Raw genomic sequence first — 16,668 nt, 5'->3', positions numbered from 1 at the left:
GGTCAGCCTTCCGCCGCCGGGGCGGCTTTGGAACGGCGCGGATCGGCGGACCGCAGCGGCAGCTCCTTCAGGAACAGCGTCATGGCGAAGGAGACGACCGCCAGCGCCGCGGCCAGCAGGAACAGGGTGGCGAAGCCATGCTCCAGCGTCGCCACAACCCCGCTGCGGGCGGCCGGGGGCAGGGTGGCCAGGGCGGCGGCGCCATGGTCCAGAACCGAGCGGCCGGACAGGCCGGCGCCTTCCAGCCGGTCGGACACCACGGCGTTGAAGACGGCGCCGAACACCGCGACGCCGACCGACCCGCCGAGCGAGCGGAAGAAGCCGACCGACGCGGTGGCGGCGCCGAGGTCGCGCTGCTCCACCGCATTCTGAACGGCCACCGTCATCACCGGCATCACCAGCCCCAGCCCCATGCCCAGCGGCACCAGGATCAGCGTCGACCACAGCCCGTCCGCCGCCAGCTCCGGCAGGGTGCCGAGCAGCGCGTACATCGCGCCCGACAGAGCCAGCCCGGCCAGCGGGAAGACCTTGTAGCGGCCGGTCTTCGCGATCAGCCGTCCGCCGCCGACCGACCCGAAGGTCATGCCGAGCACCAGCGGCAGAAGCAGCAGCCCCGACACGGTGGCGCTGGTCCCCTGCACCAGCTGGAGGTGCAGCGGCAGATAGACGATGCCGGCGAACAGCACCATCGCCGACACGGCGACCACCGGCGTCGCCACCGCCACCACCGGACGGCGGAACAGGTGCAGCGGCAGGATCGGCTCCTCGATCCGCCGCTCGTGCCACAGGAAGACCACCAGCATGACGAGGCCGGCCGCCAGCAGGCCGAGCGCCGCCGGGCTGCCCCAGCCCATGGCTTCGCCGCGGGTGGCGACGATCAGCAGGCTGGTCACCGCACCGGTCAGCAGCGCCGCCCCGGCCAGATCGATGCGCGGCTTCGCCCGGCCGGCGGGCAGTCGCGACAGGGTGCTGCGCGTCATGGCGAACGCCGCGACGCCCAGCGGCAGGTTGATGAGGAAGATCCAGTGCCAGCCGATGGTCTCGGTGAAGATGCCGCCCAGCAGCGGCCCGGCGACGCTGGCCAGCGCGAAGACGCCGCCGATCATGCCCTGGTAGCGTCCGCGTTCGCGCGGGGCGACCACGTCGCCGATGATGGTGAAGGCCAGCGACATCAGCCCGCCGCCGCCCAGACCCTGCAGGCCGCGGAACAGGATCAGCTGGGTCATGCTCTGCGCCATCGCGCACAGCAGCGAACCGGCCAGGAACAGCATGATCGCCGTCTGCAGCACCCGCTTGCGGCCATAGAGGTCCGACAGCTTGCCGTAGATCGGCGTCGTGGTGGTCGAGGTCAGCAGATAGGCGGTGACCACCCAGGGCAGCATTTCCAGCCCGCCGAACTGGCTGGCCATCGTCGGCAGCGCGGTGGCGACGATGGTCTGGTCCATCGCCGCCATCAGCATCGCCAGCGCCACCCCGCTGAACACCCGCAGGATTTCCTGGTGGGTGAAGACGGGATGGTCGGCGGCGGCTTGCGACGGGCTGGCGGCGGTCTCTGTCATGATCGGTCGTCTCGGACGTTGAGGTCTTTGAGCGGAAATATCCCCCTCTCCTTCCGGGGAGAGGGGATTTTCTGACTGCTTGGACTCACCGCTCCAGCGTCATCGCCGGCATGCGGGCCTGCACGCCGTCGGCCTGGGTGGCGGTCAGCAGGGGGCGCAGATGGGCCAGCAGCGGGCGCAGTTCCGCCGCCGCGGCCAGCGCGCCGACAAGCTCGCCCTTGCCGGACACCAGATCCAGAAGCTGGTCGGTCATGGATTTCGGCGGCGGGTAGGGGGCCAGCGTCACCGAAGCGTCGGGCGACAGGCCGGCGGCGGTGCGGGCCAGGGTCAGCGCCTGCTCCTGCCCGCCGAGATCGTCGACGAGCCCGAGTTCGCGCGCCTGGGCTCCCGTCCAGACACGGCCCTTGGCGACGCCGCGCGCCTGTTCGGGCGTCATGTGCCGGGCCTCGGCCACCCGCTGCAGGAAGTTGGCGTAGGTGTCGTCGATGATGGCGTTCAGCCGTTCGGTTTCGCTGTCGTCGAAGGGACGCAGCGGCGACCACATGCCGGCATTGCGTCCACCCTGCACCCGGTCCCACTGGATGCCCAGCTTGTCGGACAGGCCGCCGATGGCGAATTTGCCGGCGACGACGCCGATCGACCCGGTGATGGTGGCGGGGGAGGCGACGATGCGGTCGGCGGCGAGCGCGATCCAGTAGCCGCCCGACGCGGCGGTGTCGCCCATGCTGGCGACCACCGGCTTGCCGCTCTGCCGCGCCCGGACCAGCGCCCGGCGGATCGCCTCGGACGCCGAGACGGCGCCGCCGCCGCTGTCGATGCGGAACAGGATGGCGCGCACGTCGGGATCGTCGGCCGCCTCCTCGATGGCGTCGACGATGGTCTCCGACCCGGCGGAGGTGCCGCCCAGTGCCGGCTTGCCGCTCTCGCCGCCGGTGATGGTGCCGACGGCGTGGATCAGGGCGATGGTCGGCCCCTTGCCGTTCGGGCTGCCGGCGACCGACAGGTAATCGGCCGGCTCCATCGCCTCCGCCCCGGCGCCGGCCCGCTTCAGTGCCTCGTCGCGCGCCTCGTCGGCATAGCCGAGCCGGTCGACGAACTTCTGGTCGAGAGCCTCCTTGCTCAGCAGCGGCGCCTTGTCGATGGCGGCCCTGACCATTGCGGGGGCGAGGCGCCGGCTCTTGGCGATGCCGTCGACCAGCTGGTTGCCGAGATCGGTGACCAGCGCCTCCATCATCTCGCGGTTGGCCGGGGTCATGCCGGACTTGGTGAAGGTCTCGGCGAAGCTCTTGTATTGCTCGCGCTGGGCGAAGTCCGGCTGCACGCCCAGCTGGTCGAGGGCGCCGCGCGCGAAGGGCAGCTCCGCCGACAGCCCGGTGATGCCGAGCGTGCCCATCGGCTGCAGCCAGACCTCGTCGAAGGCGCTGGCCAGCAGGTAGGAGCGGTTGCCCGCTCCGGCCCCGCCATATTCCTCGGCGAAGGCGACGGCGAAACGGCCCGACGCCCGGAACCGCTCGATGGCGGTCCGCAGCTCCTGAGTCTGGGCGAAGCCGATGCTGTCGTCGCCGAAGCGGGCCAGCACGCCCTTCACACGCGGGTCGCGCCGGCCGCCGTCCAGCGCGTCCAGCACCTCGCGCAGTGTGGTGTGGTGTTCGAACAGGCTGCCGATCTTGCCGCTGTCGCTCTCCGCCAGCGGCTTGGTCAGGTCGAGGTCCAGCACCACCGCATCGGGCAGGGTGGGTTCATGACGCACCACCAGCACCGCCACCGTCACCGCGCCGGCCACCAGAAGCAGGCCGATGAGCGCGAACAGACGGACGAAGAAACGGACGATCGCCATGATTCCTACCCTGTGTGACCTCGACGAAGGCGATAAGCGGCCTTAACGATCCTGGCTGTGGTACTCGCGGTTCGGGATCATGTCCACCGCGGTCGCCAGACGGTTGGACATGTTGTAGAAGGCGGCCGTGTCGGCAATGTCGAAGATGTCCTCCGCGCTGAATCCGACGGCGCGCAGCGCCTCGCGGTCCGCCTCGCCCACCGACATCGGGTTCTCGGTCAGCTTCCAGGCGAAATCGAGCATGGCGCGCTGGCGCGGTTCCAGCGGGGCGACGCGGTAGTTGGCGACCAGCATCTCGCCCAGTTCCGGATCGCCGGACAGCTTGCGCACCGCCTGCCCATGGGCGACGAGGCAATAATAGCAATGGTTGGCCGAGGAGACGACGACGGCGATCATCTCGCGCTCCAGCTTGCTGAGACCGCTCTCGCCCAGCATCAGTTCGTTGTAGAGCATGGCGAAGTTGCGCAGCTTCTTCGGCCGCAGGCTGTAGGCCTGGAGCACGTTGGGCACGAAACCCAGCTTCTCATTGCACTTGTCGAACAGGACCTGCATGTCGGGGTCGAGGTCCGGCTTCTCCGGCAGGGGCAGGGCCATGACGTGATCGGGTTGCGGCATCGGGCGGTTCCTCTCCTGATTGATTGTTGGGCCTTCCGGCGGGGGGAGGGTAACCGCGGCCGGCCGGTTTGTCTCCCGTTCCGCTTGCCGCTCGCCAATCGGGCGCGGTTGTGCCAGAAGTGGAATTTGAATGCGGCAAAATGGCCCGGTTGGCGAAGCAGAGGGCGATGACCCAGCCGAAGCTCGATCTTCTCTCGGTCCTGGTGGTGGAGGACAGCGGCTTCATCCGCTCGGTCCTGACCGCCACCCTGCGCGCCATCGGCATCGGCCGGGTGGAGGGGGTGGCGAGCGGCGCCGACGCCATCCGCTGGCTGGAGGAGCGCCGCGCGGCGCTGCCGCCGGGGACCGCCCCGGTCGACCTGATCCTGTCCGATCTGGTGATGCCCGAGGTGAACGGGCTGATGCTGCTGCGCTGGATCCGCTACAGCCCGAAGAGCCCGGACAAGTTCCTGCCGGTGCTGATGCTGTCGGGGGCCGCCGACCGCCAGTATGTGGAGCAGGCGCGCGATCTCGGCGCCACCGACTTCATCGCCAAGCCCTTCTCCGCCCAGACCATCGCCAGCCGGCTGCTGTTCGCCATCGCCCGGCCGCGCCGTTTCGTGCTGGCCAAGGGCTATTTCGGTCCCGACCGCCGCCGCGCCGACAAGCCGGTCGCCATGGACTGCCGGACCACCGCACCGTCGGAGATCCTGGTGGTGCACAGCGCGTCGAAGGCGCGCGGCATCGACCGCTTCCCGGTCATCTATTTCGACCTGCCCAACCGTCTGGGCGCCAAGGTCGGCCTCGCCCCGCGCGATCCGGTGCCGACCCTCCCGCCGGAGGTGCTGGCCGCCGCGGAGGAGGAAATCCTGAACCGCGCCGGCGACTATGCCGTGTGGATCGGCTCGGAGGTGGAGGAGATGGGCCGCCGGGTCGACCGCCTGCCGCGCGAGCCGGAGTCGGTGCCCGGCCTGCTGGCCCAGGTCAACCGTTCCGCCCACGAGATGCGCGGGCAGGGCGGCATCTTCGGCTATCCCCTGATCACCCACATCGCCAAGTCGCTCTACGAGGCCACCCGCAGCGGCCTGACCACGGTGACCGCCAACGAACATCTGCTGTTCAAGGCCCATGTCGACGCGATCAAGGCGGTGATGACCGGCCGCGTCAGCGGCGACGGCGGGGCGACCGGTCAGCAGCTGTTGGCGTCGCTGGAGGTGGCGAAGCGGAAATACGCGAAGGCGACCGGGGTGGGGTGAGGGTCGGCTTTGAAGTATGAGTGAGGGCGATGCTTGCCCCCACCCCAACCCTCCCCCGCTGGGCGGGGGAGGGGACCAGTGCTTGGGCGGGAGAGCGGCGGCAGTCCCTCCCCCGCCCAGCGGGGGAGGTTAGGTGGGGGCATCCGGAGCCAAAGCTTCGCCCCGTCACGCCGCCCGGATCTTCCCGATGAAGTCGGCCACGTCGCTGCGCAGGCCGTCGGCGTTCTGCTTCAGCGCATCGGCCATCCACAGCACCTCCTTCGCCATGGCGCCGGCGCGACCGGCTTCGGTGCCGACCAGCGATGCGTTGTGGGAGACCTGATCGGTGCCGTCGGCGGCCTGACGGACGTTGCGGCCGATCTCCGCGGTGGCGGCGTTCTGTTCCTCCACGGCGGCGGCGACGGCGGAAATGTTCTCCTCGATGTGGGTGACGATGGTGCCGATGCCGCCGATCGCGCGGACGGTGTGGTCGGTCGCCAACTGGATTTCCGCGACCTTGGCGGTGATGTCCTCCGTCGCCTTGGCGGTCTGGCTGGCGAGCTGCTTCACCTCCTGCGCCACCACGGCGAAGCCCTTGCCGGCCTCGCCCGCGCGGGCGGCCTCGATGGTGGCGTTGAGGGCCAGCAGGTTGGTCTGGCTTGCGATGTCGGTGATCATCCGCACGATATCGCCCACCTGCTGGGCGGCGCCGCTGAGGTCGGCGATGATGCCGGCGGTGCGGCGGACGTCGGTGACCGCCCGTTCGGCCATCTCGGTCGAGCCCGTCATCTGCCGGCCGATCTCCGAGATGGACGCGGTCAGCTCCTCGGTCGCGGCGGCCACCGCCTGGACATTCTCGGAGGCGCCTTCGGACGCGCGGGCAACCGACAGCACATGGTTTTCGGTTTGCGACGCGATGCTGCTCATCTGCTCGGCATTGCCGCGCAGGCCGCTGGCGGCGCCCGCCAGCTGTTCGGCAACCGCCTCGATGTGACGGTCGAACTCCGCCACCAGCCGTTCCAGCCGCTCGGCCTCACGCAGGCGATCCTCCTGGTGCCGCCGCTGTTCGGCGGCGAGCCGGTCGGCTTCGGCGAGGCCGAGGCGGAAATGATCCAGGCTGCGGGCCATGGCGCCCAGTTCATCGGCGCGTTCGGCGCCATGGATGGCCAGTTCGCGCTCCCCGGCCTGCATCCGCGCCATATCGGCGTTCAGGCGGGCGATCGGCCGGGTGATGTTGCGGGCGACCAGCACGGCGATCACGGTCATCATCGCCAGCAGGACCGTCAAGCCGACGACCATGCCGGTCAGCCGGTTCATCGCGTCCTGCGCGTCGCGGTTGGCAAGCGCGATCAGGTCGTCGGCCACGCGAATCTCGACGCTGCGCAGCATGTCGATGTTGGCGGTGATGGTGTCGAACCACTTTCCGGCGTCGACACCCTGGTTGCCCGCGCCGTAGGCGGAGGCGACGCCGATCCGCCGCATCCGCTCCACCTCCGCAATGGCTGGCCCGGCGACGGTCTGGTCGTGGTAGCGGGCCTGCTCGGCCGTCAGTTTTCCCATCAGGCCGCCCATCAGCGCCTTGTACTCGCCCGACAGTTCGATGAAGCGCTCATGCGTGTCGGCGGGGAAGCGGTCCTTGCGGAAGGCCCCGCCGCCTACGGCGCGCTGCTGGCCCAGCCGCTCCTTCGCCTCCGACAGGGAGACCATGGCGTCGGCGGCGCGCAGCTGGTCGCTGTCGGCGGACAGGTTGCGCGCCTGCCCGGAGGCATCCAGCAGCTTGCGGATCAGGGCGCTGTAGCTCGCCACCACCTCCATGGAGGATTGGGCCGTGCCGTCCACCCCGGACCGCAGCCGCGACAGCTGCGACAGTGCGTCGCGGGCGCCGGCCATCGCGTCGGCGACATGGGGGTCACGGATGCGGGCCTCGGCGAATTGCCGGGTCAGATCGGACAGTTTGGCGTCGGCCGCGCTTCGAACCGTCTCCATGCGGCGGCGGTCGTCATCGCGCTTGCCGCTGATGAAGATGGAGGAGGCTCCGCGTTCCTTCTGCAATTCGTGCACGACGCTGGTCATCCCGACCGAAAGGCGGGTGACGGAGGCGAGATCGGCGGCCCGGCGGCTGGTGTCGACCTGTTCCCACACCAGCAACGACGACAGGACGATCACTCCGCCCATCGGAACCGACAGGGCGAGCGCCATCTTCCGTGAGAAACGCATGTTCCCGAGCAGGCCATCGGCGATCTTCAGAAGCGCTACCATCTCACATCTCCAGCAAACGGAACCATCGCAGCCCGGCGCGATCACTCAGGTTCAGGACTGTATGAAAGCTAATGAGTTAAGACACAGTTAGGTTTAACCATGACGTCGCTAGGGAGATTGTTAAGTCACTCTATTACCAGGGCCCCCAAGCTCATTGTGGCCAAAGCGCCGGGTTGAAAGGCCCGGCAACGAAATTTGCCTCGCTTCCGTCGCGTCGGGGCGGTAGAACGTCAGTCCCGGTCCGCAGGTCTCTTGGGTTCGTGGCGTGACCGGAGCGGTCTTCCGGAGCGTCCATGTCGAACAACGAATTCCATCGCATCAAGCGCCTGCCGCCCTACGTCTTCGCCGAAGTGAACGCGATGAAGGCGCGAGCTAGGGCCAACGGCGCCGACATCATCGACCTCGGCATGGGCAACCCCGACCAGGCGACCCCGCAGCACATCGTCGACAAGCTGGTCGAGGCCGTGCGCGATCCGAAGACGCACCGCTACTCGAACTCCCGCGGCATCCCCGGCCTGCGCAAGGCCCATGCCGCCTATTACAAGCGCCGCTTCAACGTCGATGTCGATCCGGAGACGGAGTGCATCGTCACCATCGGCTCGAAGGAAGGTCTGGCGAACCTCGCCCAGGCGATCACCAGCCCGGGCGACATCATCCTGGTGCCGAACCCCAGCTATCCGATCCATCCGTTCGGCTTCATCCTGGCCGGCGCCTCCGTGCGCCATCTGCCGGTCGGCATGGAGAACGGGGCGTCGACCGACATCGACAGCTTCATGATCATGCTGGAGCGCGCCGTGCGCCACAGCGTGCCGAAGCCGCTGGCGCTGGTGCTGAACTACCCGTCGAACCCGACGGCCGAGGTGGTCGGGCTGGACTTCTACCGCCCGATCGTCGAGTTCTGCCGCAAGCACGGCATCTACATCCTGTCCGATCTGGCCTATGCCGAGATCTTCTTCGACAACGACCCGCCGCCCTCGATCCTGGAGATCCCGGAAGCGCGCGAGATCGCGGTCGAGTTCACCTCGATGTCGAAGACCTATTCGATGGCCGGCTGGCGCATCGGCTTCGCCACCGGCAACAAGACGCTGATCACCGCGCTGGCCCGCATCAAGTCCTATCTGGACTACGGCGCCTTCACGCCGATCCAGGTCGCCGCCGCCGCCGCGCTGAACGGGCCGCAGGACTGCGTGCAGCAGGTCCGCGAGATGTACAAGCAGCGCCGCGACGTGATGATCGAGGGTCTGGCCGCCGCCGGCTGGGAAGTCCCGAGCCCGAAGGCGTCGATGTTCGCCTGGGCGCCGATCCCGCCGCAATTCGCCCATCTCGGCTCGCTGGAATTCTCCAAGCTGCTGCTGCAGCAGGCGGAGGTCGCGGTGGCGCCCGGCATCGGCTTCGGCGAATACGGCGACGGCCATGTCCGTCTGGCGATGGTGGAGAATGTCCACCGCATCCGCCAGGCGACCCGCAACATCAAGGAGTTCTTCCGTTCCAACGCCGGCGGCGTTGCGGCGAGCAAGGACCCGGTGGCCCGCGCCGCCCTTCTGGAATCCGAGAAAGCGAAAGCCTGATGCCGAACGCCCAGCAAGCCCCCCTGAAAATCGCCGTCGCCGGCCTTGGTACGGTCGGCGCCGGTGTCCTGAAGCTGCTGGACACCCAAGCCTCGCTGATCGAACAGCGCTGCGGCCGCCGGATCGAGGTGGTCGCGGTCAGCGCGCGCTCCAAGGGCAAGGACCGCGGTGTCGACCTGTCGCGCGTGCAGTGGTTCGACGATCCGGTCGCGATGGCCGCGCAATCCGGCGCCGATCTGGTGGTGGAGCTGATCGGCGGGTCGGAAGGCCCGGCGCGCGACACCGTCGCCACGGCGCTGGAGACCGGCAAGCATGTGGTCACCGCCAACAAGGCGCTGCTGGCCGTCCACGGCACCGAGATCGCCCAGAAGGCCGAGTCCCGCGGCCTGACCGTCGCCTTCGAGGCGGCGGTGGCCGGCGGCATCCCGATCATCAAGGGGCTGCGTGAGGGTCTGGCCGCCAATTCCGTGTCGGAAATCCACGGCATCCTGAACGGCACCTGCAACTACATCCTGACGGAGATGCGGACCACCGGCCGCGACTTCGCCGATGTGCTGGCCGATGCCCAGGCGCTCGGCTATGCCGAGGCCGATCCCAGCTTCGACATCGACGGCGTCGATGCCGCGCACAAGCTGGCGATCCTGGCCTCCGTCGCCTTCGGCACGCCGGTCGATTTCCCGTCGGTCTATATCGAGGGCATCCGGCAGGTCTCGGCGGTCGATTTCGACTATGCCGACCAGTTGGGCTTCCGCATCAAGCTGCTGGGCATCGCCCGGCGCACCGATGCGGGCGTCGAGCAGCGGGTGCATCCCTGCATGGTGCCGAAGACCGCGCCGATCGCGTCGGTGGACGGCGTGTTCAACGCGGTGGTGGCCCAGGCCGACTTCGCCGACCGGGTGCTGTTCGTCGGCCGCGGCGCCGGCGCCGGCCCGACCGCGTCGGCGGTGGTCGCCGACCTGATCGACATCGCCCGCGGGCGGTCTACGCCCACCTTCGGCGTTCCGGCCGATCGGCTGGGCGCGGCAACCCCCTCGCCGATGGAAGCGCGCCGCGGGTCGTACTACGTCCGCCTGATGGTCGTGGACCGCCCCGGTGTGATAGCGGATATCGCAGCGGCGATGCGCGACCAGAACGTCTCCATGGAGCAGTTCCTGCAGCGCGGCCGTTCGCCGGACGAAGGCGTTCCGGTGGTTCTCACCACCCATGACACCGACGAGGCGGCCATGCAGCGCGCGCTTGCGACCATCGCGGCCAGCGACAACGTGCTGGAGCCGCCGCGGATGATCCGGATTGAACAGTTCTGAGCCCTTTCCCGAACAGGACAGTCCTGACCTGCCCCGTTTCCCACAATAACCAAATTCAGCCTGATACGACCGAAGAGTCGGGGGGAGCACACGATGTCTACGCCGTCTACGCATGTCGATCTGTCCCATATGGACCGCAACCTCGCGCTGGAGGCCGTCCGCGTGACCGAGGCCGCCGCCCTGTCGGCCTCGCTGCTGATGGGCCGTGGCGACGAGAAGCTGGCCGACCAGGCCGCGGTCGACGCCATGCGCCAGGCTCTCAACACGCTCTACATCGACGGCACCGTCGTCATCGGCGAGGGTGAGCGCGACGAAGCCCCAATGCTCTACATCGGCGAGAAAGTCGGTGCCGGCATCGGTTCCGGTCCGAAGGTCGACATCGCGCTCGACCCGCTGGAAGGCACCACCATCTGCGCCACCGGCGGCCCGAACTCGCTGGCCGTGATCGCCATGGCGGAGGAGGGCGGCTTCCTGAACGCCCCCGACGTCTACATGGACAAGATCGCCGTCGGCGCCGGCCTGCCGGACAACATCGTCGACCTGGACGAGACCCCGGCCAACAACCTGAAGGCGCTGGCCGCCGCCAAGGGCACCGAGGTGCAGGAGCTGCTGGTCTGCATCCTGAACCGTCCGCGCCATGCCGAGCTGATCGCCCGCGTCCGTGAAGCCGGCGCCCGCATCATGCTGATCAACGACGGCGACGTGTCGGGTGTCATCGCCACCAGCCAGGCCGGCACCGGCGTCGACATGTATGTCGGCTCCGGCGGTGCGCCGGAAGGCGTGCTGGCTGCCGCGGCCCTGCGCTGCATCGGCGGTCAGTTCCAGGGCCGTCTGCTGTTCCGCAACGACGACGAGAAGGCCCGCGCCGCCAAGTGGGGCGTCACCGACCTCGACAAGAAGTACAGCCTGCATGAGCTGGCGCGCGGCAACGTCATGTTCGCCGCCACCGGCGTGACCGACGGCGCCATGCTGAAGGGCGTCCGCCGCTTCCCGGGCGGCGCCTACACCCACTCGGTCATCATGCGCTCCAAGTCGGGCACCGTCCGCTACATCGAGGCGCACCACAACCTGTCGCGCAAGCCGGGCGTGAAGTAAGCGGACCGGCGGCCAAGCCACTGTTCCGAAAGGCGCGCGGGGGGGAGACCTCCCGCGCGTTTTTTTATGCCCGCGTTGATATGCCCACGAATGTTCTATCGAATTCCCGCAGGTCTGCCGACGCGGGGCCGCAGAGGGTCAACCATTGATTTCGCGGGTGCGAAAGGCAAAATAGGCTCATGTAATCAGCGCCAAACGCAGGAGATCAACATGGCCTACTCTTCGATGCAGTCTTCGTCCGGTGAATTGTTTGCCGCCGGAACAAAGGAAAACACCCTCTTTCAACGTGTCGTTCATTGGGTCCGCGAACGGATTGAACTTCACCGTGCGGAAGATGAGCTGAACCATATGTCCGATGCCGAACTGTCCGATATCGGACTGACCCGCGGCGAGATCCACATGGCGGTCCGCCGGGGGTTCTGAGGGCCGGTCTCTCGAAAGGTTTGCCCACGACGCTTGGCGCAGGACCGCTTATCGAGTCCCGAATGCGGAAAGCCCCGGAAAAATGCCGGGGCTTTCGCATATGAACCACCATTAACCTTTTCTTCATGGACCCTGCCCATGCGGCACATATGCCTGGGAGGGGTTGCGCGCTGCAGCATGATTATGGTTAATGCAGTTTAACATTATCCCCGGTTCTGTTCGAAAATGGAAACGGGGCGCCTTCGGGAACCCCATCATCCTCCGTGAGAGCCGTGGTCGAAGCATGAGTCTCATTCATCGCCTTCAGTCGCTGGAAGCGGAGCGCGATGCCGCCCGGGAGGAAGCCGAGCGCGCGAATCTCGCGAAATCGAAGTTCCTCGCCGCCGCCAGCCACGATCTCCGCCAGCCGCTCCAGGCCCTGTTCTTCCTGTCCGCCGCACTCGCCCGCCATGTCGGCGACCACAACGGTCGCGATCTGCTGTCCCGGCTCGACCAGGGGCTGGACACCATGAAGGGCCTGCTCGACGGGCTGCTGGAGGTGTCGCGGCTGGAAGCGGGCGTGGTGACGCCGGTGCTGGACACTTTCGAGATCGGCGAGATCACCGATGCGCTCGACGCCGCCTATGGCGAGCAGGCGACCGCCAAGGGGCTGGTCTGGCGGGTGGAGAGCTGCGAGGCGGTCCTGCGCAGCGACCGCGGCCTGCTGATGCAACTGCTGCGCAATCTCGTCGACAACGCCCTGCGCTACACCGAGGCCGGCGCGATCCGCATCCGCTGCCGCATCGACGCCGCGCCGGGCGGCGATCGGCTGGCGATCGAGGTCCAGGACACCGGCATCGGCATCCCGCCCGAACATCTCGACCGCATCTTCGACGAGTTCCATCAGGTCAGCAATCCGGAGCGCGACCGGCTGCGCGGGCTGGGGCTGGGGCTCGCCATCGTGCGGCGGCTGTCGCAACTGCTCGACCATCCCGTCGAGGTCCGGTCGGTGCACGGGCAGGGATCGGCCTTCCGCGTCCTGGTGCCGCTGGCTCCGGCCCGTTTCCTGGCCGGACGGCCGGGTGGTCCGGAACGGCCGCCGGCCATCGACCGGCCGCGGCTGGCGGTTCTGGTCGATGACGACGCGGTGGTGCTGCTGGGCTTGCAGTCGGTGCTGACCGAATGGGGTTTCCGCGTCGTCGCCGCCGACAGCGCCGACCGGGCGATGGACCGGCTGGAGTCGCTGGGGCGCGTGCCCGACATCGTCATCGCCGATTACCGTCTGCGCGAAGGGCGTGTCGGCACCGAGGTGATCCGCCGCGTGCGCGCACATTATGGGGCCGAGGTTCCCGCTCTGATTCTGACCGGCGAGACAGGCGCCGATACCCTGGCCGATGCCTCCGCCCACGGCGTCGCCGTCCTGCACAAGCCGGTGACTCCGCGCCAGCTCCAGGCCGAGGTCGACCGCCAGCTGCGGATCAAGCGCGGCAGCGGCTTGGCGGAAGCGGCACAGTAAGCCAGCGGCTCGGCAAACCGCATCGCCGGGCCGATCGCCGCTTTTTTCCTTTAAATCAGCGCGCCTTGCCGAACATCGTCCTGCGGCTCCCTGACCGGGGCGGCGTCGCCGTGGCCATGGCCGTCGAGCGCGGCGCGGCCGGTCTCGGTCAGGCGGCAGACCAGCCAGTCGGGCTTCAGCGGATTGTCGAACCAGCGCTCCGCCCAACCGGCCTTCAGGCAGGCCTCCACCGTCACCTTCTTCACCCGCTGGCCGCGCTCGTCGAACAGCGGCAGCTTGCCGCCCGGCTGGTCCACTCCGCGGCGCAGCCACGCCCCCTGGACGTCGGACGGGGTGCTGCGGGACGACGAACGGCGGGACTTGGCCATGGGACGGGCTGCTCTTGCGGATACGGGATCGGACAGGGGATTGCCGGCCCCCATGGGGGCTGTGGCAAAGTGCGGGCATCCTACGCGAAAGCGCGGCACAGGTGCATCGAAAAGGAGGGGGCTTTCCCCATGCCGGAAACGAGTGCGGAAACCCGTAACGACGATCTGGTCTTCGCCTACATCACCGCCGGTTCGAAGGAGGAGGCCCTGCGCATCGGCCGCAGTCTGGTGGAAGAGCGGCTGGCCGCCTGCGCCAACGTGCTGGACGGCATGACCTCCGTCTATCGCTGGAACGGCGCGGTGGAGCAGGCCGACGAGGCGGTGCTGATCGCCAAGACGCGATCCTCCCTATTCGACCGTCTGACCGCCCGCGTGCGCGAGCTGCACAGCTACGACACCCCCTGCGTCGTCGAACTGGCGCTGGGGCGCGGCAACCCGGCCTATCTGGACTGGCTGCGGGCGGAGACGGCGTAAAGGCTGAATTGCCGCCATGCCCAAACAGAGCCTTGACGTCGATCAAAGTCGTGGGCTGCAGTTGGCGATAGGAAAGGCGCCGCCACACCTCATCAAGGACACCGAGACCATGGACGATTGCTCCGCACACGGCCCCATTCCCCTGTCGCTGGACGAGGCGGTCGCCCGCGTCGCGCAGGGTTATGGCGCGGTGACCGGGACGGAGGAGGTGCCGCTGCGTCAGGCGCTCGGCCGCGTGCTGGCGGAGGAGGTGGTGGCCCCGGTCAATGTGCCGCCGGCCGACGTCTCCGCCATGGACGGCTGGGCCTTCGCCGCCGAGGCGGGGGAGGGGTTCCGGCGGCTGGATGTCGTCGGACGCGTGCCGGCCGGCTCCCGGTTCGAGGGGACCGTCGCGGCGGGGCAGGCGGTGCGCATCTTCACCGGCGCACCGGTTCCCACCGGGGTCGACACCGTGGCGATGCAGGAGGATTGCCGGACCGACGGCGACGCCGTGCTGGTCCCGGCCTCGCTGAAGCGCGGCTCCAACGTCCGTCTGTCCGGGGAGGACATGACCGCCGGCGCGGTGGTTCTGCATCAGGGCCAGCGCCTGCGCGCGCAGGAGGTCGGGCTCGCCGCCGCGGTCGGCCGCTCCAGCCTGATCGTGCGCAAGCGATTGACCGTTGTGCTGTTCTCCACCGGCGACGAGCTGCGGGAGCCGGGGACGCCCAAGCCCGACCACGCCATCTATGACGCCAACCGCTATACGCTGGCCGCCCAGCTCGACGCGCTGGGGGTGGAGGTGCGCGACCTCGGCATCCTGCCCGACCGGCCGGACGCCACCCGCGCCGCCCTGGCCGAGGCCGCCGGCACCGCCGATCTGATCGTCACCAGCGGCGGCGTTTCGGTCGGCGAGGAGGACCATGTCAAGGCGGCGGTCAACGCGCTGGGCTCGATCGATCTGTGGACGCTGGCGATCAAGCCGGGTAAGCCGCTGGCGCTCGGCCGCGTCGGCGATACGCCCTTCCTGGGGCTGCCCGGCAACCCGGTGTCGGCGATGGTGACCTTCCTGCTGGTCGGCAGGCCGCTGGTGCTGCGCCTGTCGGGGGCGACCGGCATCGCCACGCCGCGCAGTCTGGTCGTCGCCGATTTCACCTTCACCAAGAAGCCCGGCCGCCGCGAATTCCTGCGCGCCCGGCTGGAGCGCGGTGCGGATGGCCGCCCGGTCGCCGTGAAGTTCCCCAGCAACAGCTCGGGCGTGCTGACCTCGATGGTGGAGGCCGACGGGCTGGTCGACATGCCGGCGGAGGCCACCGCGGTGAATCCCGGCGATCTGGTCGATTTCCTGCCCTTCACCGGTCTGTTCGCGTGACGCTGGAGCAGCTGCGCATCTTCGCCACGGTGGCGGAGATGCTGCATTTCACCCGTGCCGCCGAGGTGCTGCACCTGTCGCAGCCGGCGGTCAGTGCCGCCATCGCCGCGCTGGAGGCGGAGCATGGCCTGCGCCTGTTCGACCGCATCGGCCGGCGGGTGGAACTGACCGCCGCCGGTCAGCTGCTCCACGGTCAGGCCCGCGCCATCCTGGCGAAGGTGGACGAGGCCGGGACCATGCTGGCCGAGCTGTCGGGACTGTCGCGCGGCGCGCTGCGGCTGGCGGCGAGCCAGACGGTCGGCAATCACTGGCTGCCGACGCGGCTGCTGCGCTTCGCCGCCGCTTATCCCGGCATCCGCGTCGACCTGTCCATCGGCAACACCGAGCAGGTGGCCGAGGCGGTGCGCGACGGCCGGGCCGAGTTGGGCATCGCCGAGGGGGTGGTGACCGATCCGGCTCTGGTCAGCGAACCGGTCGAGGGCGACCGGCTGCGGCTGGTGGTGGGGGGCTCCCATCCCTGGGCCGGGCTTGGCCGGGTGGGGCGGGACGAACTGGCGGCCGGGCGCTGGATCCTGCGCGAACCCGGCTCCGGCACCCGCGCGCTGTTCGAATTGGCGGTGCGTGGCGTCGGTCTTGACCCCGCCGGGCTGGATGTCGCCATGACGCTGCCCGGCGGCGGGATGATCCGCGCGGCGCTGCTCGCCGGTGTCGGGGCGAGCGTTCTGTCCGACCTGATGCTGACCGAGGATTTGGCGGCTGGGCGGATCGTGGCGCTGGAGGGGCTGGAGCTGCCGGCCAGGCCTTTCCATTTGGTTCGCCACCGCGACCGCTACCGCAGCATCGCCGAACGGGCCTTCGTGCGCGTGGCGGTGGAGAATACGCCCTCTCCCGCCCCGGGAGAGGGAGGGGACCCACGAAGTGGGGAGGGTGAGGGGTGATCCAAGGAACCGGAAGCGCATGGTTCCTTGCGTCACCCCTCACCCTTCCCACCGCTTCGCAGTGGGCCCCTTCCCTCTCCCGGGGCGGGAGAGGGAGAGTCCTGTAGGCTACCGAGAGTGCATCGGCGGTTCGGCCTATCGCAACAGCCTGATTATCGGCGCTATAACCGG

General features: G+C 68.9%; 14 protein-coding genes. 9 read left to right on the top strand and 5 right to left on the bottom strand.

Translation table 11 applies throughout. The annotated features are described in order from the left end of the window. Positions 1–2: 2 nt before the first annotated feature. The 3 genes from TSH20_RS09535 to TSH20_RS09525 all read right to left on the bottom strand — a co-directional run bounded on the left by TSH20_RS09535 (position 3) and on the right by TSH20_RS09525 (position 4,011). Positions 3–1,559, bottom strand: coding sequence for an MDR family MFS transporter (locus TSH20_RS09535; protein WP_109074499.1), 1,557 nt, complete (start codon positions 1,557–1,559; stop codon positions 3–5). 85 nt (positions 1,560–1,644) lie between these two features. After that, the gene (gene sppA, locus TSH20_RS09530; protein WP_109074498.1) at positions 1,645–3,396 is read right to left on the bottom strand and encodes a signal peptide peptidase SppA; all 1,752 of its coding nucleotides are present in this window, start codon (positions 3,394–3,396) and stop codon (positions 1,645–1,647) included. A gap of 42 nt (positions 3,397–3,438) precedes the next feature. Next, the gene (locus TSH20_RS09525; RefSeq protein ID WP_109074497.1) at positions 3,439–4,011 is read right to left on the bottom strand and encodes a peroxidase-related enzyme; all 573 of its coding nucleotides are present in this window, start codon (positions 4,009–4,011) and stop codon (positions 3,439–3,441) included. Positions 4,012–4,178: 167 nt separating this feature from the next. Between TSH20_RS09525 and TSH20_RS09520 the strand changes: the two genes are divergently transcribed. After that, complete coding sequence (locus TSH20_RS09520) at positions 4,179–5,246, top strand: response regulator (RefSeq protein ID WP_109074496.1); 1,068 nt, start codon at positions 4,179–4,181, stop codon at positions 5,244–5,246. 165 nt (positions 5,247–5,411) lie between these two features. On the opposite strand, the gene TSH20_RS09510 is transcribed toward TSH20_RS09520, so the two are convergent. Continuing rightward, positions 5,412–7,484 (bottom strand): nitrate- and nitrite sensing domain-containing protein, encoded by a 2,073-nt coding sequence (locus TSH20_RS09510; RefSeq protein WP_109074495.1) that lies wholly within the window; start codon positions 7,482–7,484, stop codon positions 5,412–5,414. Between the two features lie 293 nt (positions 7,485–7,777). Between TSH20_RS09510 and TSH20_RS09505 the strand changes: the two genes are divergently transcribed. The 5 genes from TSH20_RS09505 to TSH20_RS09485 all read left to right on the top strand — a co-directional run bounded on the left by TSH20_RS09505 (position 7,778) and on the right by TSH20_RS09485 (position 13,369). Beyond that, complete coding sequence (locus TSH20_RS09505) at positions 7,778–9,052, top strand: LL-diaminopimelate aminotransferase (protein WP_109074494.1); 1,275 nt, start codon at positions 7,778–7,780, stop codon at positions 9,050–9,052. Continuing rightward, positions 9,052–10,356, top strand: coding sequence for a homoserine dehydrogenase (locus tag TSH20_RS09500; RefSeq protein WP_109074493.1), 1,305 nt, complete (start codon positions 9,052–9,054; stop codon positions 10,354–10,356). Before TSH20_RS09505 ends, TSH20_RS09500 begins: the two co-directional genes overlap by 1 nt. A gap of 93 nt (positions 10,357–10,449) precedes the next feature. Continuing rightward, positions 10,450–11,451, top strand: coding sequence for a class II fructose-bisphosphatase (gene glpX, locus TSH20_RS09495; RefSeq protein ID WP_199230844.1), 1,002 nt, complete (start codon positions 10,450–10,452; stop codon positions 11,449–11,451). Between the two features lie 210 nt (positions 11,452–11,661). Continuing rightward, entirely contained in the window at positions 11,662–11,874 is a 213-nt protein-coding gene (locus tag TSH20_RS34920; RefSeq protein ID WP_158281976.1) for a DUF1127 domain-containing protein, read from the top strand. A 283-nt stretch (positions 11,875–12,157) separates the two neighbouring features. Then, on the top strand, positions 12,158–13,369 hold the full coding sequence (locus TSH20_RS09485; RefSeq protein ID WP_109074490.1) for a hybrid sensor histidine kinase/response regulator: 1,212 nt from the start codon (positions 12,158–12,160) through the stop codon (positions 13,367–13,369). A gap of 50 nt (positions 13,370–13,419) precedes the next feature. On the opposite strand, the gene TSH20_RS09480 is transcribed toward TSH20_RS09485, so the two are convergent. After that, the gene (locus TSH20_RS09480) at positions 13,420–13,737 is read right to left on the bottom strand and encodes a hypothetical protein (protein ID WP_109074489.1); all 318 of its coding nucleotides are present in this window, start codon (positions 13,735–13,737) and stop codon (positions 13,420–13,422) included. Positions 13,738–13,866: 129 nt separating this feature from the next. Here TSH20_RS09480 and cutA point away from each other — a divergent pair, with 129 nt between their 5' ends. The 3 genes from cutA to TSH20_RS09465 all read left to right on the top strand — a co-directional run bounded on the left by cutA (position 13,867) and on the right by TSH20_RS09465 (position 16,497). Next, the gene (cutA, locus tag TSH20_RS09475; RefSeq protein WP_109074488.1) at positions 13,867–14,211 is read left to right on the top strand and encodes a divalent-cation tolerance protein CutA; all 345 of its coding nucleotides are present in this window, start codon (positions 13,867–13,869) and stop codon (positions 14,209–14,211) included. A gap of 109 nt (positions 14,212–14,320) precedes the next feature. Further along, complete coding sequence (glp, locus tag TSH20_RS09470; RefSeq protein ID WP_109074487.1) at positions 14,321–15,559, top strand: gephyrin-like molybdotransferase Glp; 1,239 nt, start codon at positions 14,321–14,323, stop codon at positions 15,557–15,559. Further along, entirely contained in the window at positions 15,556–16,497 is a 942-nt protein-coding gene (locus TSH20_RS09465; RefSeq protein WP_109074486.1) for a LysR family transcriptional regulator, read from the top strand. Before glp ends, TSH20_RS09465 begins: the two co-directional genes overlap by 4 nt. Positions 16,498–16,668 lie beyond the last annotated feature (171 nt).

The sequence above is a fragment of the Azospirillum sp. TSH20 genome, assembly GCF_003115935.1.
Classification (GTDB): domain Bacteria; phylum Pseudomonadota; class Alphaproteobacteria; order Azospirillales; family Azospirillaceae; genus Azospirillum.
Note: the sequence above shows the minus strand (reverse complement) of the source record. Positions and strands in the feature narration are given on the sequence as shown.